Source organism: Naasia sp. SYSU D00948 (genome assembly GCF_017916515.1).
Taxonomy (GTDB): Bacteria; Actinomycetota; Actinomycetes; order Actinomycetales; family Microbacteriaceae; genus Naasia.
The window spans coordinates 1,416,139-1,438,701 of sequence record NZ_JAFMTA010000001.1 but is presented as its reverse complement, the minus strand read 5'-3'; the positions used below and the strand labels follow the sequence as shown (position 1 = coordinate 1,438,701).

Genomic DNA, 22,563 nt, shown 5'->3' with positions numbered 1-22,563 from the left:
TGGACGGTCGGTGAATCGTTCCACTAGTGTGGCGAGGGTCGTCGTCGTCGAAAGGACAAGGGTGTCCGACTCCCTGCCCGCGGGCTCCGCCACCGATTCCGCCACCACCGTCACCTCGCTGCGCAGCCAGTACCCCCCGGAACTGCTCGGCGTCCCGCTCGAGGGTCTCCGCCTCACCTGGCAGGTCGCGAGCAGCGATCCCGGCGCCCGGCAGCTCGGCTACGAGCTGCGGTGGACCGGTGACGCGACGGGCGAGACCGGAACGATCCCCGGCGGCGACAGCATCGCCGTGCCGGCGCCCGGAGGCCCGCTCGCGGCCGGCGGCGTCCGCCGCTACGCGGTCCGCATCGCCACCCCGTCCGGCTGGACGGAGTGGAGCGACGACCTCGAGATCGAGGGCGCACTCGACCTCGGCGACTTCACCGCCGTCCCCATCGGCGCGGACACTCCCCTCGCGGGCCCCTCCCCGCTGCTGCGGACCACGTTCGACCTGCCGTCGCTGCCCGTGCGGGCGCGACTGCGAGTCACGTCGCTCGGCCTCCACGAGATCCGCCTGAACGGGCAGAAGGTCGGCGACGAACACCTCGCGCCGGGCTGGACCGCCTATCAGGACCGCGTCGTGGTCACCACCTGGGACGTCTCCGAGCTGGTCGGTGAAGGACGCAACGCGATCGGTGCCGCGCTGGCCGACGGCTGGTACCGCGGCCGGCTGGGCTGGACCGACCGCGCCTCGCACTACGGCCCGGATCTCGCGCTGCTCGCCCAGCTCGACGTCGAGCTCGCCGACGGCTCGTCCGTGCGGATCGTGTCCGATGCCGGCTGGCGGACGTCGACCGGCGCCGTGACCATGTCGAGCATCTACGACGGGACCGACCTCGACCTCCGCCTCGACCCGGCCGGCTGGGACACCGCCGACTTCGACGACTCCTCCTGGCAGCCGGTGCGCGAGGTCGAGGTCGACCGCGCCGTGCTGGAGCCGCGCATCACGACCGGCGTCAAGACGATCGCCGAGTTCGAGATGACCGCGGAGGATCGCGGCGACCACGTCTTCCTGGACGCGGGCCAGAACATCGCGGGCTGGGTGCGTCTCGTCGTCGACGGGAAGGCGGGCGACACCGTCACGATCCGGCACGCGGAGGTCCTGGAGCCCGACGGGCGGATCCACACCCGCTCGCTGCGCTCCGCCCGGGCGAGCGACGTCTACGTCCTGGCCGAGGACGGCCGGATCGCCCTCGAGCCCGTGTTCACCTTCCACGGGTTCCGCTACGCCGACGTCGTCGGGGCGTCGGTCGTGTCGGCGACGGCGGTCGCCATCAGCAGCACGACCGAGGTCCGGGGGAGCTTCCAGTCCTCCGACGACTCGCTCAACAGGCTCCACTCCAACGTGGCGTGGTCCTGGCGCGACAACTCGGTGTCGGTCCCGACGGACTGCCCGCAGCGCGACGAGCGGCTCGGCTGGACGGGCGACGCCCAGGCCTTCGCCGCCACCGCGAACACCCTCTTCGACGTGGAGTCCTTCTGGCTGTCCTGGCTGCGGGATCTCGAGCTCGACCAGGGCGAGGACGGATCGGTGGCCGCCGTCGTGCCGAACATCGTCTCGGACACCGACTTCCACGCCGACGGGGTGCCGGAGCGGATCATGGGCAAGGCCGGCTGGGCGGACGCCGCCACCATCGTGCCCTGGTCGGTCTACGAGTCCTTCGGCAGCACCGAGGTCCTGTCCCGTCAGCTGCAGAGCATGCGGCGCTGGGTCGACTACCTGTCCGGCCGGGCCGGCCTGGGCGGACTGCTTCCGACCGAGTTCCAGTTCGGCGACTGGCTCGACCCCGACGCCCCCGGCGCCGAGCCGTGGAAGGCGAAGGTGTCGTCGGATTTCGTCGCGAACGCCTTCTACGCCCACAGCGCGCGCCTCCTCGCTCGAGCGGAGCACCTCGTCGGCGACCCGGCGAACGCCGAGCGCTACGGAAGGCTCGCCCACGAGGTCGGAGCCGCCACCTGGGCGAAGTGGGGCGACCACGCGATCGACACGCAGACCGGCTGCGCCATCGCGATCGAATTCCGCATCGCTCCGGACGAGGATCGCGACGCCATCGCCCGCTCCCTCGCGGACCAGGTGCGGGCCGAGAACGGCCGCATCTCCACCGGCTTCCTCGGCACGCCGCTCGTGCTGCACGCACTCGCGAACACCGGCCACGTCGAGGAGGCGTACCTCATGCTGCTGCGGCACGACGCCCCCTCCTGGCTGTACCAGGTGGACATGGGGGCCACCACGGTCTGGGAGCGCTGGGACGCCCTCCGGCCCGACGGCTCCATCCATCCCGGAGACATGGACACCGAGGAGGGCGGCCACATGCTGTCCTTCAACCACTACGCGTACGGCGCCGTCGTCGACTGGATGTACCGGCGCGTCGCGGGGCTCGCCCCGGTCCCGGAGCACCCGGGCTACCGGGTCGTCCTGGTGGCGCCGCGGCCGGCGACCGGTGTGCGCTCGGCACAGGCGAGCATCGACACGCGCCTCGGTCGCCTCGCGATCGACTGGCGGCTGTCGGCCGACGACCGGTTCGAGGCGCGCCTCACCGTGCCGTTCGGCTCGACCGCCTGGCTCGACCTCCCCGTCACCGACGCGTCGACCGTCACCGTGGACGGGAGCGAGGACGCCCCTCGCGAACTGGGTCACGGCGAGCACACGATTGTCGTGACCGCGCCTGCCGTCGCGCAGGCCGGCTGACCTCCGTCCGCCCGGACGTAGACGAAACCCAAGAGGAGCAGAGCACATGAGTGCTGACCAGCCCGCACGCGTTCTCCGCGTCAAGGCCGAGCGACGATCCGACGGAGCCCCGGTCGCGACCCCGACCCCGCGCCTCAGCTGGATGGTGGAGGCGCCCGGAGAGGGGTGGCGGCAGGCGTCCGCCGAGATCGAGCGGGATGGCGAGACCACCCGGATCGAGGGCGACCAGTCGGTGTTCGTGGCGTGGCCCTTCGCTCCCCTCGCTCCCCGTGAGCAGGCCGTTCTCCGCGTCCGCGTCACGGGCGAGGACGGAGAGACCTCGGACTGGAGCGAGCCGCTGATCATCACGGCGGGGCACCTGGCGGACGGCGAGTGGGCGGCACAGTTCATCGGTCTCGCCGATCCCGCCGGCGAGGCGCAGCCCGCGCTGCTCCGGCACGAGTTCGCGGTCGACCGGCCGCTGCGCCGGGCCACCCTGTACTCCACGGCCCAGGGCGTGCACCAGATCCTCCTCAACGGCCGCGAGACCGACGACGCCGAGCTGAAGCCCGGCTGGACGAGCTACCAGTGGCGGCTCCTCTACGACATGACGGACGTCACGGAGCTCCTCCAGGAGGGCGCGAACGCGATCGGGATCGAGCTCGCGGGCGGCTGGTTCACGGAGGAGTACGGCTTCCGCGACAACACGCACCGCTTCTACGGCGACCAGCCGAGCGTCGCGGCCCAGCTCGTCCTGGAGTACGAGGACGGCGCCGAGGAGGTCGTCGCCACCGACGCGTCCTGGCGCGCGACCGGGGACGGACCGCGCACGGCGAGCAGCATCTACCAGGGCGAGGACTACGACGCCCGCCTGCAGAAGGAGGGCTGGTCCTCCCCCGGCTTCGCCGAGGAGTGGGCCGCGGTGCGGGTCGTGGAGACGAGCGTCGTGCCCACGCCGCGCGCGGCCGAGCCTGTGCGCCGCACCGAGGAGCTGCCCGTCGCGGAGGTGATCCGCACGCCGAGCGGCGCCGCCGTGCTCGACTTCGGGCAGAACCTCGTCGGGCGCCTGCGCATCCGCGTGACCGGCGAGGCCGGGACCGTGCTCACCCTCCGTCACGCGGAGGTCCTCGAGCACGGCGAGCTCGGCACCCGCCCGCTGCGCCGTGCCGCCGCGACCGACCACTACACGCTGGCGGGCGGGGGCGAGGAGACGTGGGAGCCGCGGTTCACCTTCCACGGCTTCCGCTACGCCCAGATCGACGGCTGGCCGGGCGAGCTGGACCCCTCCGCGGTCACCGCCGTCGTGATGCACAGCGACATGCGCCGCACCGGGTGGTTCGAGAGCTCCCACGCACTCGTCAACCGGCTCCACGAGAACGTCGTGTGGGGCATGAAGGGCAACTTCCTGTCCCTTCCGACCGACTGCCCCCAGCGCGACGAGCGTCTCGGCTGGACCGGGGACATCCAGGTCTTCACCCCCACCGCGAGCTACCTCTTCGACTGCGACGCGTTCCTCACCTCCTGGCTCGAGGACCTCGCCCTCGAGCAGGCGCCGCACGAGGGCGTCGTCCCCTTCATCGTCCCGAGCGTCCTGCCGACCGAGCCGAGGGCGGCGGCCGCGTGGGGTGATGCCGCGACGGTCGTCCCCACGGTTCTGCACGAGCGCTTCGCCGACCTCCAGGTCCTCGAGGACCAGTTCGAGAGCATGCGGGGCTGGGCGGACGCGCTGCTGCGGATCGCCGGCGAGCGGATGCTCTGGGAGGGGCACTTCCAGTTCGGCGACTGGCTCGACCCGGACGCGCCCCCGGAGCGCCCCGGCGACGCGAAGACCGACGACGACATCGTCGCGAGCGCCTACCTGTACCGGTCGACGTGGCTCGTCGCGCGGGCCGCCGAGCAGCTCGGCCGGAGCGAGGAGGCGGCGCGCTACGGCGAGCTGGCCGAGCGGGTCCGCGAGGCGTGGGTGCGCGAGTACGTGACCCCCACCGGTCGCGTGGTGAGCGACGCGCCCACCGCCTATGCCCTCGCGCTCCAGTTCGATCTCGTGCAGGAGCCCGACCGCCGCAGGGCGATGGGCGACCGTCTCGCCTTCCTCGTGCGCGGGGCCGGCTTCCACATGAGCACCGGCTTCGTCGGCACCCCGCTCATCCAGGACGCCCTGGTCGCCTCCGGACATGCGGACGTCGCCGGCCGCCTGCTGACCCAGACGCAGAACCCCTCCTGGCTCTACGCCGTGACGATGGGCGCGACGACGATCTGGGAGCGCTGGGACAGCATGCTCGAGGACGGCTCGATCAATCCCGGCGAGATGACGTCGTTCAACCACTACGCCTTCGGGGCTGTCGCCGACTGGCTGCACCGGTCCGTCGGCGGCCTCGCCCCTGCCGCGCCCGGATACAAGGAGATCGAGGTCCGTCCCGTCCTCCTCGAGGAGATCGACTGGGCGAAGACCTCGCACGAGACGCCGTACGGCCTCGCGAGCGTGGAGTGGCGGCGCGAGGGGACGGCCTTCTCGCTCGAGCTCGTCGTGCCCGCCAACACGAGCGCGTCGGTCTGGCTTCCCGGCGAGACCGAGCCGCGCCGGGTCGGCTCCGGCAGCCACTCCTTCACCGCCGAGGTGGCCGAGCCGCAGAAGCCGGTCCGCGAGCTGACGATGGACTCTCCGCTCACGCATGTGGTCGACGACCGCGAGGCGTTCTCGGCGATCGTCGGCGCCATCGCCGATGACGACCCGGAGAAGGCACGGGCGTACCGGCGGCACACGCCATGGGCGAGCCACACTCCGCTGCGGATGTCGCTGTTCTCGATGCCCACCCACGTGGTCGAGGCCGTCGAGCGCGCTCTCGCCGACGTCTCCGCCGGCTCCGACGACTGAACCGCTGACGCGCTCAGTGCTGCCGGGCGTTCTGCGCCATCAACGCGTAGTAGCCCGGCAGCTCGGGAGCGCTGACGGCGGAGAGCTGCTCCAGGAGCGCGGGATCGATGTCGACGTCGCTCGCCCCCACGGTGCCGGTCAGCTGGTCGACGCTCCGGGCGCCGACGATCGCGCTCGAGAGCCCCGGCCGGCTGAGCAGCCAGGCGAGGGAGACCACCGCCTGGGTCTGCCCCGCCTCGCGGGCGACGCGCTCGAGGACCTCGAGGACGGACCAGGTCTGCTCGGTGCCGCGCTTGCTCCAGGCCTCGACCCCGCGCTCGGGGTCGTCGCCGAGCCGGCTCCCCTCGGGCGGCGGCGCGTCGCGCACGTACTTCCCGGTCAGCCACCCCGCCGCCAGCGGCCCCCAGGCGATGGAGCCGATGCCGAGCAGCTGCGCTGTGGGCAGGATCTCCAGCTCGACGTCGCGGACGAGGAGACTGTACTGCGGCTGCAGCGCGATGATGTGCGGGATCCCGAGCTCGCGCTCGGCGAGGTGCAGCTCGACCAGGTGCGCGGCGGTCATGTTCGACACCCCGCCGTACCGGACCTTCCCCGAGCGGTAGGCGCCCTCCAGGAACTCCGCGAACTCCGCGAGCGCGTGCCGGGAGTCGGGCGCGTGCGCCTGGTAGAGGTCGACGTGGTCCAGGCCGAGCCGCCGCAGGCTCGCGTCGAGCGCACCGTCCAGGTACTCCTTGCTGAGCGCGGACGGCTGACCGGCCACCGGGAAGCGACCCTTCGTGGCGACGACGAACCGGTCCCGGTCCCGCCCCCTCAGCCACTCGCCGAGGATCTCCTCGCTCGCGCCGTTCGAGTACACGTCCGCGGTGTCGAGGAAGTTGCCCCCCGCCTCCGCATAGGCGTCGAGGATCGCGAAGGACTCCTCCCGGCTCGCCTCCCAGCCGAACGTCATGGTGCCGAGCGCGATCCGCGACACCTCCAGGTCCGACGCGCCGAGCCGGGTGCTCCTCATCCGATCCTCCTTCGACCCGTTCACTCAACTCCGTCCCCGCCGGAGCGGCAAGGGGGCGGCGAGCGATGACGCCCGCCCGCGTTCCTGACGAGGAGCGACTCGGGTCTGCGGGGATGCGCCACGCCTCTAGCCCGACCCTGAATCGGTTCACTAGAGTTCGGCCAGGGGACGGCTCGGATCGCACGTCCGGCCGCCCCTCCCGGCGGCGGCACGCCGGGATGCTGGAAGGGGAGCGACGTGTCGACGACGAGCGTCCGGGACGTGGCGAGGCACGCCGGAGTGTCGGTGGGGACCGTGTCGAACGTCCTGAACCGTCCCGACCGTGTGTCGCCCGATGCAGTGGACCGCGTCCAGCGCGCGATCGAGGAGCTCGGGTACGTCCGCAACGACGCCGCGCGCCAGCTCCGGGCGGGGCGGAGCACCACGATCGGGCTCGTCGTCCTCGACGTGAGCAACCCGTTCTTCGCCGAGGTGGCACGCGGGGCGCAGGAGGAGGCCGCGGCTCACGGCTTCACGGTCCTCCTCGGCAGCAGCGACGAGGATGCCGAGCGGGAGCTCTCCTACCTCGACCTGTTCGAGAAGCAGCGCGTGCACGGCGTCCTGATCTCCCCGAACGGCGACGTGGACGAGCGGCTGCGGCGGCTGCGCAGCCGGGGCACCCCCGCGGTCCTGGTCGACCGCCGCAGCGAGGACGGCTCCCTCAGCTCGGTGGCCGTCGACGACGTGGCCGGAGGCCGGCTGGCCGTCGAGCACCTGCTCGAGTCGGGACGCCGCCGCATCGCCTTCGTCGGCGGACCGGCCGGCGTGCGGCAGGTCGCGGACCGCCTCCTCGGGGCTCGTGCGGCGGCGGACGGCGTGGACGGCGCCGGTCTCGAGGTCCTCGAGACCGCCTCCCTGACCGTGCTCGAGGGCCGCCGCGCCGGGGAGGAGATCGCCGCCCGTCCTGCGGAGGACCGGCCGGACGCCGTCTTCGCCGCCAACGACCTCGTCGCCGTCGGGCTCCTGCAGGCCCTCGTGATGCAGCGATCCCTCCGCGTGCCGCGCGACATCGCGCTCATCGGCTACGACGACATCGACTTCGCGAGCACGGCCGTCGTCCCGCTCTCGTCGATCCGCCAGCCGAGCCGCCTCATCGGCGAGACCGCTGTCCAGCTCCTCCTCGGCGAGGCCGGGGACCCGGGGAAGCCGCCGCAGGACGTGGTCTTCCAGCCGGAGCTCGTCGTCCGCGCCTCGTCGGCCTGACGGTCCGAGCCTGCGGCGGGCCCCTCGCCCCTGCGGGCCGACCCGGCTCAGCCCTTGACCGCCCCCTCGGTGAGGCCCTTCATCACGCGCTGGTTGAGCACCAGGTAGATGAGCAGCGTCGGCACGATCGAGATGCAGATCGACGCGAACGTCGGTCCCCACTCGGTCTGACCGAACTGCCCGACGAAGCTGAGCAGACCGGCCTGGATCGTCCGCGAGTCGTTCGTCGTCGTGAAGGTGAGCGCGAACAGCAGGTCGTTCCAGAAGAAGAAGAACTGCACGATCGCGATCGTGAGGATCGCGTTGCGCAGCATCGGCAGCGAGATCGAGAAGAAGACCCGGTAGATGCTGGCGCCGTCGACGACCGCGGCCTCGATGATCTCGCGCGGCAGAGAGCGGTAGTACCCCGCCATCAGGAACACCGTCAGCGGAAGGCCCGTGGCGGTGTAGGTCAGGATCAGCGCGATCGGACTGTTCAGCAGTCCTGCCCGGATGTACATCGTGAACAGCGGCAGCAGGATCATCTGCAGCGGGACCATGAGACCCGTCAGGAACGTGAGCAGGACCACGTTCCGGCCCCGCCAGCGCAGCACCTCGAGCGCGAAGCCCGCCATCACTCCGGTCAGCAGCAGGAGCAGGATGGCCGGGAAGGTCGCGACCGCGCTGTTGGCGATGTACGCCGCCATGTTGCCGCGGGTCCATGCGTCGGCGTAGTTCTGCCAGTGCAGCCCTTCGGGAAGGGACCACATGGGCTTCAGGCTGAACTCGTCCGGCGACTTCAGGGACGAGGCGAACAGCCAGAGCAGCGGCACGACGTAGACGAGGACGAGCACGGCGATGCCGAGGCCGCCGAGCACGATCTTGAGCGCGGACGACGCGCGACGCGGCCGAGCCGCGGCCAGATTCCGGGATTCCAGCGAGGAGGCCATGGCGGTCACGAGGTGAGGTCCTTCCGGGCGCCGCGGAAGATCGCCACCGTGACGACGAGGCTCAGCACCGTGAGCGCCATCGCGATCGTGCTGCCGTAGCCGTACTCCATGAAGTTGAACGAGGTCCGGAACATCAGCAGCGTGAGCGGGGTCGTCGCCCCGTTCGGGCCGCCGCCCGTGAGGGCGTAGATCGAGTCGAAGACCTTGATGCTGCCGTTGATGCTGAAGATCAGCGCCGAGACGAGGACGGGGAGGATCGACGGGAGCACGATGTGGCGCACGAGCTTCCAGCGGTGCGCGCCGTCCAGCCTCGCGGCCTCGATCACGTCGTCGGGGATGGTGACGAGGCCGGCGTAGAGCAGCACCGCGTAGAACCCCATCGACCGCCAGACGTCCATGAGGACGATCACCGCGAACGCGGTGTCCGGCCGGCCGAGCCAGTCGGTCGCGCCGAACCCGAGCGAGGTGGCGAGCGCGTTCAGCGGTCCCGGCTGCGGGACCAGCTCGAACAGCTTGACGAACATCTGTGCGACCGCGGCCGTCGGGAGCACCATCGGGAAGAAGACGAGCGTCCGGATCAGCGCCGACGAGCGCCGGAGGACGAAGACGTACAGGAGGGAGAGCCCGAGGCCCGCGGCGACCTGCAGCACTGTGGCGACGACCGCGTACCGGACGCTCAGCCAGGTCGCGTCCCAGAACCCCGAGTCGCCGAGCAGGCGCGCGTAGTTGCCGAGGCCCACCCACTCGAAGCCGGTGATCGGGTCGCCGTCGACGAAGGTGTAGCCCGCCGACCACACGATCGGCACGAGCATGATGGCGCTGTACAGGAGCAGCGCGGGTGCGAGGAACACCGCGATCGCGCGGCGGTCGCTCAGGACCTTGTCCATTCGATCCCCCTCGTTCGTGGAAGCGGCGGGCCCGGGGTCGGAGCGCCCCGGACCCGCCGCTCGATCGGTCCGCGACTACTGTGCGGCCTGGACCTGCTCCATGAACTGCTGCGGAGTGAGTGTCCCGGAGATCAGTGCGGTGCCGCCCTGCTGTGAGGCGGAGGTGCCCTCGGGTCCCTGCTTCGCCTCGAACCAGCCGACCGACTCCGTGATGCCGGCGATGCGCTGCGCGGTCTCGGCGACCAGGGGCGAGTCGGGCTCGACGTCGGTCGCGAAGCCGGTGATGAGGTCCAGGTCCTCCATCGCGACGTCGCCGTAGTTCTCGACGAGGTACTTGAGGAACTCCTTCACCTCGGGCGTGAGGGTCTTCGCCGTGACCGCCATCGGGAGACCCACGTTCGCCGGGGTCTGGCCCACGTCGCCCGCCCCGCCGTCGACCGCGGGGATCGGGAACCAGCCGATGTTCTCGGCGCCGATCTTGTTGAGGTCGGTCTTGTTGAAGTCGCTGATCGCCCAGGACCCCATGTAGTACATGCCCGCCTTCCCCTGCAGGAAGAGGTCCTGCGCCGGGGCGTAGTCGAGTGCGCCCGGCGCCTCGCCGAAGTAGCCGGCGGCCGCGAAGTCCGCGACGGCCTGGGCGCCGGCGACGTACTCCGGGTCGGTGAAGGCGGCGTCGCCGTCGTGGATCGCGGTGAAGGCGTCCGGGCCGACCTCGCGGTGGATGTACCCGCTGACGAGCCGCGTGACGGGCCAGCCCGCCTTCCCCGCGGTCGCGAAGGGCTGGATGCCCGCGGCCTTCAGGGTCTCGGCGGCCGCGGCGAGGTCGTCCCAGGTCTGCGGCGGCTCGATGCCGTTCTCCTCGAAGAGCGCGGTGTTGTACCAGAAGCCCTCGATCGCGACCTCGAGCGGGAGACCCAGCAGCCTGCCGCCGTAGGTCTTCTTGATGATGTCGATCGACAGCGGGCTCAGGTTGTCGAGGACGCCGAGATCCTCGAGGACCGGCTCGAGGTCGACGATCTTGTCCGCCTCGTACAGGTCGACGACCTGGGAGGGGGTGCCGATCTGGAAGAACGTCGGAAGGGCGTCCTGCGATGCGAGGAGCTGGATCTTCTGATCCATGTCCGCGCCGAGATAGTCCATCTCGAGAGCGGCGTCACTGCCGTAGTCGTCGACGAGCTTCTGCATGGTGAAGGCGCTGCCGGTGCCCTCCGCGGATCCCGTGAGGAACGAGATCTCGAGGGGGCCGTCCGACGAGGCCTGGCCGCTGCTGCTGCCTCCCCCGCAACCGCTCAGAACGAGAGCGAGGGCGGCGCCGGCGGCGGTGACGGCGAGCTTCTGCCGCATGAGGACCTCCTGGTGTCCGTCGGGCGTCGTTGTCCCGATCGAGGCGATGGTAGAGCGGTCTACTTGCACGTGTCAATGGCACGTGTACGGCGAGGATTCCGGTGCACTACGGTGTCGCCATGAGCCACGGAACCGGAGACGATCGGGCATGAGCGGCCGCGTCACCAGCACCGACGTCGCGCGCGAGGCGGGCCTGTCCCGGGCCACCGTCAGCTACGTGCTGAACGGCGACACCCGGCAGACCATACCCGAGGCGACCAGACAGCGCGTCCTCGACGCGGCCGAGCGCTTGGGCTACCGGCCGTACGGACCCGCCCGCCTGCTGCGCGGAGCTCGCAGCACCCTCGTGCTCATGCTGACCCCCGGCCTCCAGCACGCGACCGACTTCGTGGCGGCGGGCATCGTCACTCAGCTGGGGCTCGCGCTCCGCGAGCACGGCCTCCACCTCGTCTGGCAGCTCGGCACCGAGGACGAGCGGGGGGCGTCCGTGGATCTCGCCCCCGCCGTCGTGCTCTCCTCGGCCGGCGAGGAGGAGGCCGCGTTCACCGACCTCCGTCAGCAGTTCTCGGTCCCGGTCCGCCCCGCGTTCCCCGGTCTGGACGGCTTCCTGGCCGGGGCGGCGACCGCGCAGGTCGAGTACCTGGCCGGCCGGGGGCGACGGGTGCTGGCGTACGCGGCGCCGTCCCGGCCCGAGCTCCAGCCGACGTCGGAGATCCGCTGGCGGGCGATCCGGTCGACGGCCGAGCGGCTCGGCCTCCCCGAGCCCCTGCTGCTGACCGTGCCGGACGACCGGGCCCAGGCAGGCCGGGAGCTCGCCTCCCTGCTGGACGCCGACCCCGCTCCCGACGCGGTCTGCGCGTACAACGACGAGGTGGCCTTCGCCGTGCTCGCGGCGGCCCACGACACGGGGGTGCCGGTCCCGGGAAGGATCGCGGTCATCGGGGTCGACAATCACCCGCTGGGACCGCTCGCGGTGCCGGCCCTGTCGACCGTGGAATCCGACGTGACCGAGTTCGTCGCCGCCTTCGCGGCCAGCGTCGCCGGGATCGCCCGCGGGGAGGAGGGCGCGGAGGTCCTCCTCCCCGAGCGGGCCCAGGTGGTCGAGCGCGCCTCGACCTGACGGGTCAGTCGAAGTCCTCGACCCGCCACTCGTCGCGCCAGTCGATGAGCGCCATGTCGCCCTCGAAGCGGATGGGCAGCCAGACGTAGTCGGCGATCGACGTGTTGACCTCGGCGAACTCCTCGAGCGGGACGGTGAGGTCGTGCCGCCGGTAGTACTCCTCGAAGGCGTCCCGCGCCTGGGCCCCGTCCGCGTGGTAGTTCGGCAGCCACCGGTCCCCGAGCGCGATGTAGAGGTCCTTCTTGCCGGGGTGCTTGAACACCGACGAGATCTGCGTCCGGAACGACGTCCGGGACGCGTCGGTCGGATGCGGGTCCCCGAGCACGGTGAACGGCCCGTGGTACGTCTTCGCGATCGCGACCTCCGACTGGTTCGGGTAGTACCCGGTCGTGCCGGAGGTGATGAGGTAGTGCGAGCCGCCCCGGCGGAAGTACGCGGGGGCCTCGCGGACGTACGGCGGCTGCGGCTGCGGGAAGTGCGTCGAGTAGTAGCCCGTCACATCGGTGTAGTCGTCGGTGAGGTCGGCGCAGATCAGCTCCGAGTGCACGCGCTCGAAGTAGTAGTAGCCCTTGCCGTCGCTCGGGTCGACCACCAGGTCGAAGTCGCCGGCATGCATGCTGAGCGGGCGGATCCAGGACCGGACGATGCGGTACGGGCCGAGGATCGAGTCCGCGACGAGGACCGTGGACCGCTGAGTCGCCTCCCCCTTCGTCATGACCTTGATCCAGCAGACGAACCGGCCGCTGCGCTCGTTGTAGATGATGTGCGGGCGGTCGAGGTATTGCGTGGGATGCAGCGGCGAGGTCGGGTCGTCCTCGTCCGGGGGGATGATGAGGCCCCGGTCCTCCCAGTTGTAGAGATCCGTCGACGAGTAGCAGCGCACGCCCCAGTGCCAGATGTCGCTGCCGGGCGTCGTGAACTCCTTGTTCTCGCCGTACCAGTAGAAGACGCCGTCGACCGCGATCACGGATCCCCCGTGCGCCTGGATGCGGTTGCCGGCGGTGTCGAGCCACACCTCTCCGGGCCGGATCGACGTTCGGACGGCGGGAGGGGCGACCTCGCCCTGCTGAAGAGTCATGCGGGCAGTGTGCCAGAATCACTTGCACGTGTCACTACTCCTCGCGCACCGCGACCATCCCTCCCCTTGGGGCGGGCGCGCCGAGCGGAATAGATTGACACGGGAGCCCCTGCGCTCCAGAATGAATCGATTCATCCGGCAAGGACGCCCAGTTAGGACGGCAATGACCGACTTCTCCGCCATCACCGATCAGCTCGCCGAGCAGGCGATCGAGCTCCCCTCCTGGGCCTTCGGCAACTCGGGCACCCGCTTCCGGGTGTTCGGCCAGCCTGGTGTCCCCCGCGATCCGTTCGAGAAGATCGCCGACGCCGCCAAGGTGAACGAGCTCACCGGCCTCGCTCCGAAGGTCGCGCTGCACATCCCGTGGGACAAGGTCGACGACTACGCCGCTCTGCGGCAGCACGCCGAAGGCCTCGGCGTCGCGCTGGGCACGATCAACTCGAACACGTTCCAGGACGACGACTACAAGTTCGGCAGCCTCGCGCACTTCGACGAGCGTGTGCGGCAGAAGGCCATCGATCACCACTTCGAGTGCATCGAGATCATGGGCGAGACGGGGTCGCAGGACCTCAAGATCTGGCTCGCGGACGGCACCAACTACCCGGGCCAGGACGACATGCGCGCGCGCCAGGACCGCCTCGCCGACTCCCTCGAGCAGATCTACGCCCGCATCCCGGACGGCAAGCGGCTCGTCCTCGAGTACAAGTTCTTCGAGCCGTCCTTCTACCACACCGACGTTCCCGACTGGGGCACCTCCTATGCCCAGGTGGCGGCGCTCGGCGACAAGGCGTTCGTCTGCCTCGACACCGGCCACCACGCGCCGGGAACGAACATCGAGTTCATCGTCATGCAGCTGCTGCGCCTCGGGAAGCTCGGCTCGTTCGACTTCAACTCGCGGTTCTACGCCGACGACGACCTGATCGTGGGGGCGGCGGACCCGTACCAGCTGTTCCGGATCCTCGTCGAGGTCCTGCGCGGCGGCGGGTACGGCAAGGACAGCGGAGTCGCGTTCATGCTCGACCAGGGCCACAACATCGAGCGCAAGATCCCGGGCCAGATCCGCAGCGTGCTCAACGTGCAGGAGATGCTCGCGCGCGCCCTGCTGCTCGATCGCGAGGCGCTGACGGCGGCTCAGCAGGCGGGCGACGTCCTCGCCGCGAACGACATCATGATGGACGCCTTCTACCGTGACGTCCGTCCGGAGCTCGCCGCCTGGCGCGAGTCGCGCGGTCTCCCCGCCGACCCGATGCGGGCGTTCCTCGAGAGCGGCTACCAGGAGAAGGTGGACGCCGAGCGCGTCGGCGGCAACCAGGCCGGCTGGGGCGCCTGAACCGATGACGGACGCCGAGATCGGGGCCCTCGAGGTCCACGACCGCGAGATCGAGGGACCGCACGGCCCGCTGCGGGTCCGCACGTACCGGCAGCTCGACAACCCGCCGCTCGCGGGCTTCGTCTGGGTTCACGGCGGGGCCTTCGCGTTCGGGGATCTCGACATGCCCGAGGCGGACTGGGTCGCCCGGCAGATCGCGGCGAGCGGGATCCCCGTCGTCTCCGTCGACTACCAGCTCGCGCCGACCACCGGCCTCGCTCCGCACCTGGACGTCGGGCCGCGCGAGGGCGTGCAGTTCCCCGTGGCCTCCGAGGAGGTGTCGGCCGCGTTCGAGTGGGCCGCCACCTCCGCGGACCTCGGAGTCCCGGAGGGCCACTGGTCGCTCGGCGGCGCGAGCGCGGGCGCGAACCTGTCCGCCGGTGCCTCGCTCCGCCTGCGAGACGAGGGCCGCGTCCAGCCGCGGTCGATCGTCCTGGCGTACCCGCTCGTGCACGCGGAGCTCCCGCCCCATCGGCCGGAGCTCGCCGCCAAGATCGAGGCGCTCCCGCAGGAGGCGCGCTTCGAGCCGGAGTCGGTCCTCGCGATCAACATCAACTACGTCGGCGAGCCCGCCGTCCTCGCCTCGCCGTACGCCTTCGCCGGCACGCAGGACCTGCACGGGCTCCCGCCGGTGTTCATCCTCAACTCGGACGCCGACAGCCTCCGCTCCTCGGGCGAGCTGTTCGCGTCAGAGCTCGCCGCGGCCGGAGTCGACCTCCTCCTCATCCGGGAGGACGACACGCGCCACGGGCATCTCGACGAGCCGGGCACGCCCGGTGCCACGCGCAGCATCGAGCGCATCGTCGCGTGGCTCATCCCCAACCCGCTCGTGGGGACCGCCCACGAGACCTCCTCACACTCTGGAGCTGCATCCTCATGACCAACCCCACCGTCGCGGCACTGCTGACGCGTTCGAACCGGCTGGGCGCCAACCCCAAGAACACGAACTACGCGGGCGGCAACACGTCCGCGAAGGGCTCCGAGACCGACCCGGTCACCGGCGAGCAGGTCGAGCTGATGTGGGTGAAGGGCTCCGGCGGCGACCTCGGCACCCTCACGGAGTCGGGACTCGCGGTCCTCCGACTGGACCGCCTGCGCGCCCTGAAGGACGTCTACCCCGGCGTCGAGCGCGAGGACGAGATGGTCGCCGCGTTCGACTACACGCTGCACGGCAAGGGCGGCGCCGCCCCGTCCATCGACACGGCCATGCACGGCCTCGTGGACGCGGCGCACGTCGACCACCTGCACCCCGACTCGGGCATCGCGATCGCGACGGCAGCGGACGGAGAGGCGCTGACGAAGGAGATCTTCGGCGGCAAGGTCGTCTGGGTCCCGTGGCGACGCCCGGGCTTCCAGCTCGGCCTCGACATCGCGGCGATCAAGGAGCAGAACCCCGAGGCCATCGGCACGATCCTCGGCGGCCACGGGATCACCGCGTGGGGCGACACGAGCGACGAGGCCGAGGCGAACTCGCTGTGGATCATCGCGACGGCCGAGAAGTACATCCAGGAGCACGGCAAGGCCGACCCGTTCGGCGCCGTCCTCGACGGGTACGAGGCGCTGCCGGACGAGGAGCGCCGCGCGAAGGCCGCGCGGCTCGCGCCGACGATCCGCGGGCTCGCCTCCACCGACCGCCCGATGGTCGGCTCCTTCACGGACGACCCGGTGGTCCTCGACTTCCTGGCCCGGGCCGAGCACCCGCGCCTCGCGGCCCTCGGCACGAGCTGCCCGGACCACTTCCTGCGCACCAAGGTCAAGCCGATGGTGCTCGACCTGCCCGCGACCGCGTCCGTGGAGGACTCCATCACGCGCCTCAAGGAGCTGCACGAGGAGTACCGCGCCGACTACCAGGCGTACTACGACCGCCACGCGACCCCGGACTCCCCCGCGATCCGCGGGGCCGACCCGCTCATCGTGCTCGTGCCGGGCGTCGGCATGTTCAGCTACGGCGCGAACAAGCAGACCGCCCGCGTCGCCGGCGAGTTCTACATCAACGCGATCAACGTGATGCGCGGCGCCGAGGCGCTCTCCACCTACGCCCCGATCTCGGACGAGGAGAAGTTCCGGATCGAGTACTGGGCGCTCGAGGAGGCCAAGCTCCAGCGGATGCCGAAGCCGAAGTCGCACGCGTCCCGCGTCGCGATCGTCACGGGCGCCGCCTCCGGCATCGGCAAGGCGATCGCGACCCGCCTCGCCGCCGAAGGCGCGTGCGTCGTCATCGCCGACCTCGACCTCGCCAAGGCGCAGGCCGCTGCGGAGGAGATCGGGAACTCGGACGTCGCGATCGGCGTCCAGGCCAACGTCACCGACGAGGAGCAGGTGCAGGCCGCGATCGACGCGACCGTGCTCGCGTTCGGCGGCGTCGACCTCGTCGTCAACAACGCCGGCCTGTCGCTGTCGAAGCCGCTGCTCGAGACGACCGCGGCCGACTGGGACCTCCAGCACAACGTCATGGCCAAGGGCTCGTTCCTCGTGTCGAAGGCCGCGGCGCGGGCCCTCATCGACCAGGGCATGGGCGGGGACGTCATCTACATCTCGTCGAAGAACTCCGTGTTCGCGGGTCCCAACAACATCGCCTACTCGGCGACCAAGGCCGACCAGGCCCACCAGGTCCGCCTCCTCGCCGTCGAGCTCGGCGAGCACGGCGTCAAGGTCAACGGCATCAACCCGGACGGCGTCGTGCGCGGCTCCGGCATCTTCGCGAGCGGCTGGGGCGCCAACCGCGCGAAGACGTACGGCATCCCGGAGGAGGAGCTCGGCAAGTTCTACGCCCAGCGCACGATCCTCAAGCGCGAGGTGCTGCCGGAGTCGGTCGCGAACGCGGTCGCCGCGATCACCGGTCCCGACTTCAGCCACACGACCGGCCTGCACATCCCGGTCGACGCCGGCGTCGCCGCCGCGTTCCTCCGCTGATGCGCGCGGTCGCGGCGATCGACCTCGGCGCCACGAGCGGCCGGGTGATCCTCGGGTCCCTCGGGCACAACGAGCTGCACCTGCGGCACGTCGCCCGGTTCCCGAACACCCCGGTCCGAACGCCGGACGGGATCCACTGGGACGTCCTCTCGCTGTACTCGGCGGCCATGTCGGGCCTCGGGGTGGCGTCCCGGGAGGAGCCGGAGCTCGTCGGGGCCGGCGTGGACTCGTGGGCGGTCGACTACGCGCTGCTCCGCGGAGGCCGCATGCTCGGGAACCCGTACCACTACCGCGACGACCGGACGGCGCGGGGAGTGGAGTCCGTCCACTCCCGCGTGTCCGCCGCGGAGCTGTTCCACCGCAACGGACTGCAGCACCTGCCCTTCAACACGGTGTTCCAGCTCGCGGCGGAGGCCGAGGACGGGATGCTGGACCTCGCGGATCGGCTCCTGCTCATCCCGGATCTCATCGGCTACTGGGCCACCGGTCGCGCCATCGCGGAGCTGACGAACGCGAGCACGACCGGGCTCGTCCCGGTGGGGAGCACCGACTGGGACCGGGAGCTGCTCGACCTGCTCGGGCTGCCGTCCGCGCTCCTGCCCGAGCTCGTGCCCCCCGGCACGCACGTGGGCACCGTGAGCCCGGAGGTGCGCGCCGAGTTCGGCATCGCGCACGAGCTGGGCTTCAGCACGGTGGGCTCTCACGACACCGCGTCCGCCGTGGTGGGCGTCCCGTCGGCCGGGGACGACAGCGTCTACATCTCCTGCGGCACCTGGTCGCTGGTGGGCACGGAGCTTCCGTCGCCGCTCGCGACCGAGGAGGCCCGCGGGGCCGGGTTCACGAACGAGGGCGGCGTCGACGGGCGCACCCGGTTCCTCAAGAACGTGATGGGGCTCTGGCTGCTCAGCGAGTCGGTGCGGACCTGGGCGAAGAGCGGCGAGCAGGAGGATCTCGAGCACCTCCTGCGCCTCGCGGCGGATGCCCCGGTCGACGTCCCGACCTTCGATGCGACCGATCCGTCGCTGCTGCCGCCCGGCGACATGCCGGCCCGCATCGAGGCGCTCCTGATCCGGGCGGGCAAGCGCGTCCCCGCGACGCGCGGCGAGTTCGTCCGCAGCATCCTGCAGAGCCTCGCGGACGCGTACGCCGCAACGATCCAGGACATCGAGCGGCTCACCGGCCGCACGATCAGGACCGTGCACCTCGTGGGTGGCGGCGCGCAGAACGCGCTCCTGTGCCAGCTCACGGCGGATGCGGTCGGCGTTCCCGTGGTCGCGGGGCCGGTCGAGGCCACCGCGATCGGGAACCTGCTCGTGCAGGCGCGCACCCACGGCCTGGTGCGCGGCGACCTCGACGCGCTGCGGGCGATCGTGGGGTTCTCGTTCCCGCCGCGCGCCTACGCGGCGCGGACGAGGGCGCACCGGCACTAGAGCCTGGCACGGGGGCTGCGGACGCCCGCACCCCCGGGCACGGTCGCGAGATGTCCGCGAGACCGGCGCCGCGGCAGCGCCCTAGGCGGGCAGCGACGCCGGCTTCCGGGTGATGCCGACGCTGACGACCGCGGCGACGGCGCAGAGCGCGGCGGCCGCGAGGAAGGCGCCGCCGTAGTCACCGAATGCGTCCCGGAGAAGGCCGGCACCGATGGCGGCCAGCGACGCGCCCACCTGGTGGGAGGCGAACACCCAGCCGTAGACGACGGCGCCCTCCGCGCCGAACACCTCCCGGCACAGAGCTGCGGTCGGCGGGACGGTGGCGACCCAGTCGAGGCCGTAGACGACGACGAACAGGATCATCGGCGGCTGCACCTCCGCGCTCAGGACGAGCGGCAGCAGCAGGAGAGAGACGCCCCGACCCGAGTAGTAGATGGCGAGCAGGATCCGCGGGTTCACCCGGTCGGTGAGCCACCCGGACGCGATGGTCCCGGCGACGTCGAAGATGCCGATCACCGCGAGCAGGCCCGCCGCCGTCGTCTGCGAGACGCCGTGGTCGTGCAGGCTGGGGATGAAGTGGGTGCCGATGAGGCCGTTGGTCGTCGCGCCGCAGATCGCGAAGCCGACGACGAGCGCCCAGAAGGTCCGGACGCGAGCGGCGCGACCCAGCACCGAGAGCGCTCGGCGAGCAGGGTTGACGGTGCTCCTCGGCGGGAACGCGACCACCGCGTCATCCGGGGAGCCGAACGGGGTGACGCCGAGGTCCGCCGGAGAGTCGCGGAGGAGGGCGGCCACGACCGGCACGACGACGAGGGCGATCAGTGCGATGAGCAGCGAGGCGTACCGCCAGCTCTGGTCCTCCGCGATCGAGGCGACGATCGGCAGGAAGACGAGCTGTCCCGTCGCGCTTCCCGCGGTCAGGATGCCGGTGACGAGGCCCTTCCGCTCGAGGAACCACCGGTCGGCCACCATCGCGGCGAACACGAGGGCCATCGACCCGGTGCCGAGGCCGATGAGGACGCCCCACGTGAGGATGAGCATCCACGACTGCGTGACGAAGATGCTCAGCGCGGCACCGGCGGCGATGAGCACAAGGGCGGCGCTGGTGACGCGACGGATGCCGAACCGCTCCATCAGAGCGGCGGCGAACGGAGCGGTGAGACCGAACAGCAGGATGTTGATCCCGACCGGCACGGACAGCTCACTCCGCGTCCAGCCGAACTCGGCCTCGAGCGGGACCATGAGCGCGCTCGGGGCGCTGCGGAAGCCCGCCGCTCCCAGCAGGGCGAGGAAGGCGACCGCCGCGACGATCCAGGCGGGATGGATCCGGCGCCGGGTGCGCACCGGAGGAGCGACGGGGGCCTTCGAGCTCACCCGCCCGATTCTGCCGCCTCGCCTCGGAGCGCACGCCCGGCCTCGTGCTGCGCGGGCGAGGTTGGCGGGAATCCGACGATCTATGTCGCGGGCGGCAGACTCGCGATCGCCTCGATCTCGACCAGGGCGTCGGGCCGGGCGAGCCCTGACACCCGGAGCACCGTGATCGCCGTGGGGACGTCGCCCCACACCTCACGGGAGGCCGCGAAGCCGGCCTGGATGTCGACGGTGTCGACCACCACGATGGTGAGCTTCGCCACATCCGCCTGTGTCGCCCCCGCCTCCTCGAGGATCGCGAGGAGGTTGCGGAGCGCGAGCCGGGTCTGCTCGGCGGGGTCGGCGGGGATGGAGCCGTCGGAGGTCGTGCCGTTCTGACCGCCGATGTAGAGGGTGCGGCCGGCCTCCGCGATCGTCGCGTGGGAGAAGGCGGGGTTCGACGGCAGCGACTTCGGGTTGACGTGGGTGACTGGCATGGCGGGACCATAGCGCCCGGCTGCGACATCTGCTCTTGATCCGGTGCCGGTTCGGCTGGCAGACTCGTCGCGCCCATCGAGGAAAGGCCTCCGGTGAAGATCTCCGACGGTTCCGCGCCCCTGTCCGCGCGCTGACTCCCGTCGATCCCGCCGCTTTCCGGCCCCGCGAGTCAGTGCTTCCTGACTCCCAAGGAGCCGCATGTCCTCGGCACTTCCTCCCTCGCTCGTCCTCACCGGCATCCGGCTGACGCATCCCGACGGGACCACCGTCCTCGACGGCATCTCGGGGGCGTTCGGGGCCGGCCGCACCGGCCTCATCGGCGCCAACGGCTCCGGCAAGTCGACGCTGCTGCGCATCCTCGCGGGCCGGCTCGCGCCCACCGCCGGGTCGGTCACCGCCGTCGGCGCGGTCGACTACCTCCCGCAGACCCTCACCCTCGAGGTCGGCTCCACCGTCGCGGAGCTGCTCGGGATCGCGGCCAAGCTCGCCGCGCTCCGGGCGATCCTCGGCGGCGACGCCTCCCCGGCGCACTTCGACGTGCTGGGGGACGATTGGGACCTCGAGACGCGTGCGGAGGAGGCGCTGCGCGCGATCGGACTGGACGACGTCGCTCTGGACCGGCCGGTCGGCCGGCTGTCCGGCGGGGAGACCGTGCTCGCCGCGCTGGCCGGCATCCGGCTGCGCGGGGCGCCGATCGCTCTCCTCGACGAGCCCACGAACAACCTCGATCGCGGCTCACGCGGGCGCCTGTACGAGGCCGTCGAGTCGTGGCGGGGCGCGCTCGTCGTCGTGAGCCACGACGTGGCGCTGCTCGACCGGATGGACGACACGGCCGAGCTCCGCCGCGGCTCGCTCACCGTCTTCGGCGGCCCGTTCTCGGCGTACCGCGACATGCTCGCGGTCGAGCAGGCTGCTGCCGAGCAGGCGGAGCGGACGGCGAAGCAGACTCTTGCCACCGAGCGGCGCCAGCGCATCGAGGCGGAGGCGAAGATCGGCCGCCGTGCGAAGGCCGGCCGCAAGGCCGCGGAGAGCATGCCGAAGATCCTCGCGAACACGCTCAAGAACTCGGCCGAGGTGTCGGCCGGGAAGCTGCGCGGCGATCTCGACGCGCGCGTGTCCTCGGCGCGCGAGGCGCTGGACGTCGCCGAGCGCCGGGTCCGGTCCGACGACCGGATCCACGTCGACCTCCCCGACACTCGCGTCCCGGCGGGCCGCCGCCTCGCCGAACTGCGGGGGACGTCCTCGTCGCTCGTGCTGCAGGGGCCCGAGCGGGTCGCGCTCACCGGGCCGAACGGAGTGGGCAAGACGACGCTGCTCGAGATCCTGCTGGGGCTCCGGAACCCGATACCGGGGCGCCCGGCGGCGGTCGCGCACACCGACCGCGTGGGCTACCTGACGCAGCGGCTCGACGACCTCGAGGACGCCGCGAGCGCGCTCGAGAACGTGCGCGCGACGGCTCCGGCGGTGCCGCCCGGGGAGGTGCGCAACCGGCTCGCGCGGTTCCTGCTGCGCGGGGATGCGGTGCACCGGCCCGTGGGGACGCTGTCCGGCGGCGAGCGCTTCCGGGTCGCGCTCGCGCGGCTGCTGCTCGCGGACCCTCCCCCGCAGCTGATCGTGCTCGACGAGCCGACGAACAACCTGGACCTCGCCAGCCTCGACCAGCTCGTGGCCGCGCTGTCCGGCTACCAGGGCGCCCTCCTCGTGGTGAGCCACGACGACGCATTCCTCCGCCGGCTCCGCATCACGACCTGGGTCGAGCTCGGCCGGAACGGCGAGCTGACCCGCTACGAGCCATGACTGGGCGGCGGGAAG

At 71.5% G+C, this 22,563-nt stretch carries 16 protein-coding genes; 9 read left to right on the top strand and 7 right to left on the bottom strand.

Annotated features, from left to right (window positions below; genetic code table 11):
- Positions 1-61 precede the first annotated feature (61 nt).
- Positions 62-2,728: an alpha-L-rhamnosidase gene (locus J3P30_RS06795; protein WP_210480176.1), complete on the top strand. Its 2,667-nt coding sequence runs from the start codon at positions 62-64 to the stop codon at positions 2,726-2,728.
- Between the two features lie 46 nt (positions 2,729-2,774).
- The gene (locus tag J3P30_RS06790) at positions 2,775-5,582 is read left to right on the top strand and encodes a family 78 glycoside hydrolase catalytic domain (protein ID WP_210480175.1); all 2,808 of its coding nucleotides are present in this window, start codon (positions 2,775-2,777) and stop codon (positions 5,580-5,582) included.
- A 13-nt stretch (positions 5,583-5,595) separates the two neighbouring features.
- Here the strand turns inward: J3P30_RS06790 and J3P30_RS06785 are convergent, their stop codons facing one another.
- Positions 5,596-6,591 carry an aldo/keto reductase gene (locus tag J3P30_RS06785; protein WP_210480174.1) on the bottom strand — a complete coding sequence of 332 codons (996 nt, stop codon included), beginning with the start codon at positions 6,589-6,591 and terminating at the stop codon, positions 5,596-5,598.
- A gap of 237 nt (positions 6,592-6,828) precedes the next feature.
- Between J3P30_RS06785 and J3P30_RS06780 the strand changes: the two genes are divergently transcribed.
- Positions 6,829-7,833 carry a LacI family DNA-binding transcriptional regulator gene (locus J3P30_RS06780; protein ID WP_210480173.1) on the top strand — a complete coding sequence of 335 codons (1,005 nt, stop codon included), beginning with the start codon at positions 6,829-6,831 and terminating at the stop codon, positions 7,831-7,833.
- A gap of 47 nt (positions 7,834-7,880) precedes the next feature.
- Here J3P30_RS06780 and J3P30_RS06775 read toward each other — a convergent pair whose 3' ends face one another.
- From J3P30_RS06775 to J3P30_RS06765, 3 genes are all read right to left on the bottom strand, one after another.
- Positions 7,881-8,762: a carbohydrate ABC transporter permease gene (locus tag J3P30_RS06775; RefSeq protein WP_210481900.1), complete on the bottom strand. Its 882-nt coding sequence runs from the start codon at positions 8,760-8,762 to the stop codon at positions 7,881-7,883.
- A gap of 5 nt (positions 8,763-8,767) precedes the next feature.
- Positions 8,768-9,649: a carbohydrate ABC transporter permease gene (locus J3P30_RS06770; RefSeq protein ID WP_210480172.1), complete on the bottom strand. Its 882-nt coding sequence runs from the start codon at positions 9,647-9,649 to the stop codon at positions 8,768-8,770.
- Between the two features lie 75 nt (positions 9,650-9,724).
- Positions 9,725-10,993, bottom strand: coding sequence for an ABC transporter substrate-binding protein (locus tag J3P30_RS06765; RefSeq protein ID WP_210480171.1), 1,269 nt, complete (start codon positions 10,991-10,993; stop codon positions 9,725-9,727).
- A gap of 148 nt (positions 10,994-11,141) precedes the next feature.
- Between J3P30_RS06765 and J3P30_RS06760 the strand changes: the two genes are divergently transcribed.
- The gene (locus J3P30_RS06760) at positions 11,142-12,113 is read left to right on the top strand and encodes a LacI family DNA-binding transcriptional regulator (protein WP_210480170.1); all 972 of its coding nucleotides are present in this window, start codon (positions 11,142-11,144) and stop codon (positions 12,111-12,113) included.
- Positions 12,114-12,117: 4 nt separating this feature from the next.
- Here J3P30_RS06760 and J3P30_RS06755 read toward each other — a convergent pair whose 3' ends face one another.
- Positions 12,118-13,191, bottom strand: coding sequence for a family 43 glycosylhydrolase (locus J3P30_RS06755; protein WP_210480169.1), 1,074 nt, complete (start codon positions 13,189-13,191; stop codon positions 12,118-12,120).
- A gap of 163 nt (positions 13,192-13,354) precedes the next feature.
- Between J3P30_RS06755 and rhaI the strand changes: the two genes are divergently transcribed.
- Genes rhaI through J3P30_RS06735 form a run of 4 tightly spaced genes read left to right on the top strand, consistent with a single transcriptional unit; the run spans position 13,355 to position 18,903 of the window.
- Entirely contained in the window at positions 13,355-14,521 is a 1,167-nt protein-coding gene (gene rhaI / locus J3P30_RS06750) for an L-rhamnose isomerase (protein WP_210480168.1), read from the top strand.
- Positions 14,522-14,525: 4 nt separating this feature from the next.
- Positions 14,526-15,440, top strand: coding sequence for an alpha/beta hydrolase (locus J3P30_RS06745; RefSeq protein ID WP_210480167.1), 915 nt, complete (start codon positions 14,526-14,528; stop codon positions 15,438-15,440).
- Positions 15,437-17,473, top strand: coding sequence for a bifunctional aldolase/short-chain dehydrogenase (locus J3P30_RS06740; protein ID WP_210480166.1), 2,037 nt, complete (start codon positions 15,437-15,439; stop codon positions 17,471-17,473). The genes J3P30_RS06745 and J3P30_RS06740 overlap by 4 nt, the downstream gene beginning before the upstream one ends.
- Positions 17,473-18,903 carry a rhamnulokinase family protein gene (locus J3P30_RS06735; protein WP_210480165.1) on the top strand — a complete coding sequence of 477 codons (1,431 nt, stop codon included), beginning with the start codon at positions 17,473-17,475 and terminating at the stop codon, positions 18,901-18,903. The genes J3P30_RS06740 and J3P30_RS06735 overlap by 1 nt, the downstream gene beginning before the upstream one ends.
- Positions 18,904-18,984: 81 nt before the next feature.
- On the opposite strand, the gene J3P30_RS06730 is transcribed toward J3P30_RS06735, so the two are convergent.
- The gene (locus J3P30_RS06730; protein WP_307807425.1) at positions 18,985-20,277 is read right to left on the bottom strand and encodes an MFS transporter; all 1,293 of its coding nucleotides are present in this window, start codon (positions 20,275-20,277) and stop codon (positions 18,985-18,987) included.
- 80 nt (positions 20,278-20,357) lie between these two features.
- The gene (locus J3P30_RS06725) at positions 20,358-20,750 is read right to left on the bottom strand and encodes a RidA family protein (RefSeq protein ID WP_210480164.1); all 393 of its coding nucleotides are present in this window, start codon (positions 20,748-20,750) and stop codon (positions 20,358-20,360) included.
- A gap of 199 nt (positions 20,751-20,949) precedes the next feature.
- Between J3P30_RS06725 and J3P30_RS06720 the strand changes: the two genes are divergently transcribed.
- Positions 20,950-22,548, top strand: coding sequence for an ABC-F family ATP-binding cassette domain-containing protein (locus tag J3P30_RS06720; RefSeq protein WP_210480163.1), 1,599 nt, complete (start codon positions 20,950-20,952; stop codon positions 22,546-22,548).
- Positions 22,549-22,563: the final 15 nt, after the last annotated feature.

Coding starts and splice junctions, on each gene's coding strand:
- J3P30_RS06790 (WP_210480175.1), top strand. CDS start 2,775: ATGAGTGCTGACCAGCCCGCACGCGTTCTCCGCGTCAAGGCCGAGCGA.
- J3P30_RS06785 (WP_210480174.1), bottom strand. CDS start 6,591: ATGAGGAGCACCCGGCTCGGCGCGTCGGACCTGGAGGTGTCGCGGATC.
- J3P30_RS06775 (WP_210481900.1), bottom strand. CDS start 8,762: ATGGCCTCCTCGCTGGAATCCCGGAATCTGGCCGCGGCTCGGCCGCGT.
- J3P30_RS06770 (WP_210480172.1), bottom strand. CDS start 9,649: ATGGACAAGGTCCTGAGCGACCGCCGCGCGATCGCGGTGTTCCTCGCA.
- J3P30_RS06765 (WP_210480171.1), bottom strand. CDS start 10,993: ATGCGGCAGAAGCTCGCCGTCACCGCCGCCGGCGCCGCCCTCGCTCTC.
- J3P30_RS06760 (WP_210480170.1), top strand. CDS start 11,142: ATGAGCGGCCGCGTCACCAGCACCGACGTCGCGCGCGAGGCGGGCCTG.
- J3P30_RS06755 (WP_210480169.1), bottom strand. CDS start 13,191: ATGACTCTTCAGCAGGGCGAGGTCGCCCCTCCCGCCGTCCGAACGTCG.
- rhaI (WP_210480168.1), top strand. CDS start 13,355: ATGACCGACTTCTCCGCCATCACCGATCAGCTCGCCGAGCAGGCGATC.
- J3P30_RS06745 (WP_210480167.1), top strand. CDS start 14,526: ATGACGGACGCCGAGATCGGGGCCCTCGAGGTCCACGACCGCGAGATC.
- J3P30_RS06740 (WP_210480166.1), top strand. CDS start 15,437: ATGACCAACCCCACCGTCGCGGCACTGCTGACGCGTTCGAACCGGCTG.
- J3P30_RS06735 (WP_210480165.1), top strand. CDS start 17,473: ATGCGCGCGGTCGCGGCGATCGACCTCGGCGCCACGAGCGGCCGGGTG.
- J3P30_RS06725 (WP_210480164.1), bottom strand. CDS start 20,750: ATGCCAGTCACCCACGTCAACCCGAAGTCGCTGCCGTCGAACCCCGCC.
- J3P30_RS06720 (WP_210480163.1), top strand. CDS start 20,950: ATGTCCTCGGCACTTCCTCCCTCGCTCGTCCTCACCGGCATCCGGCTG.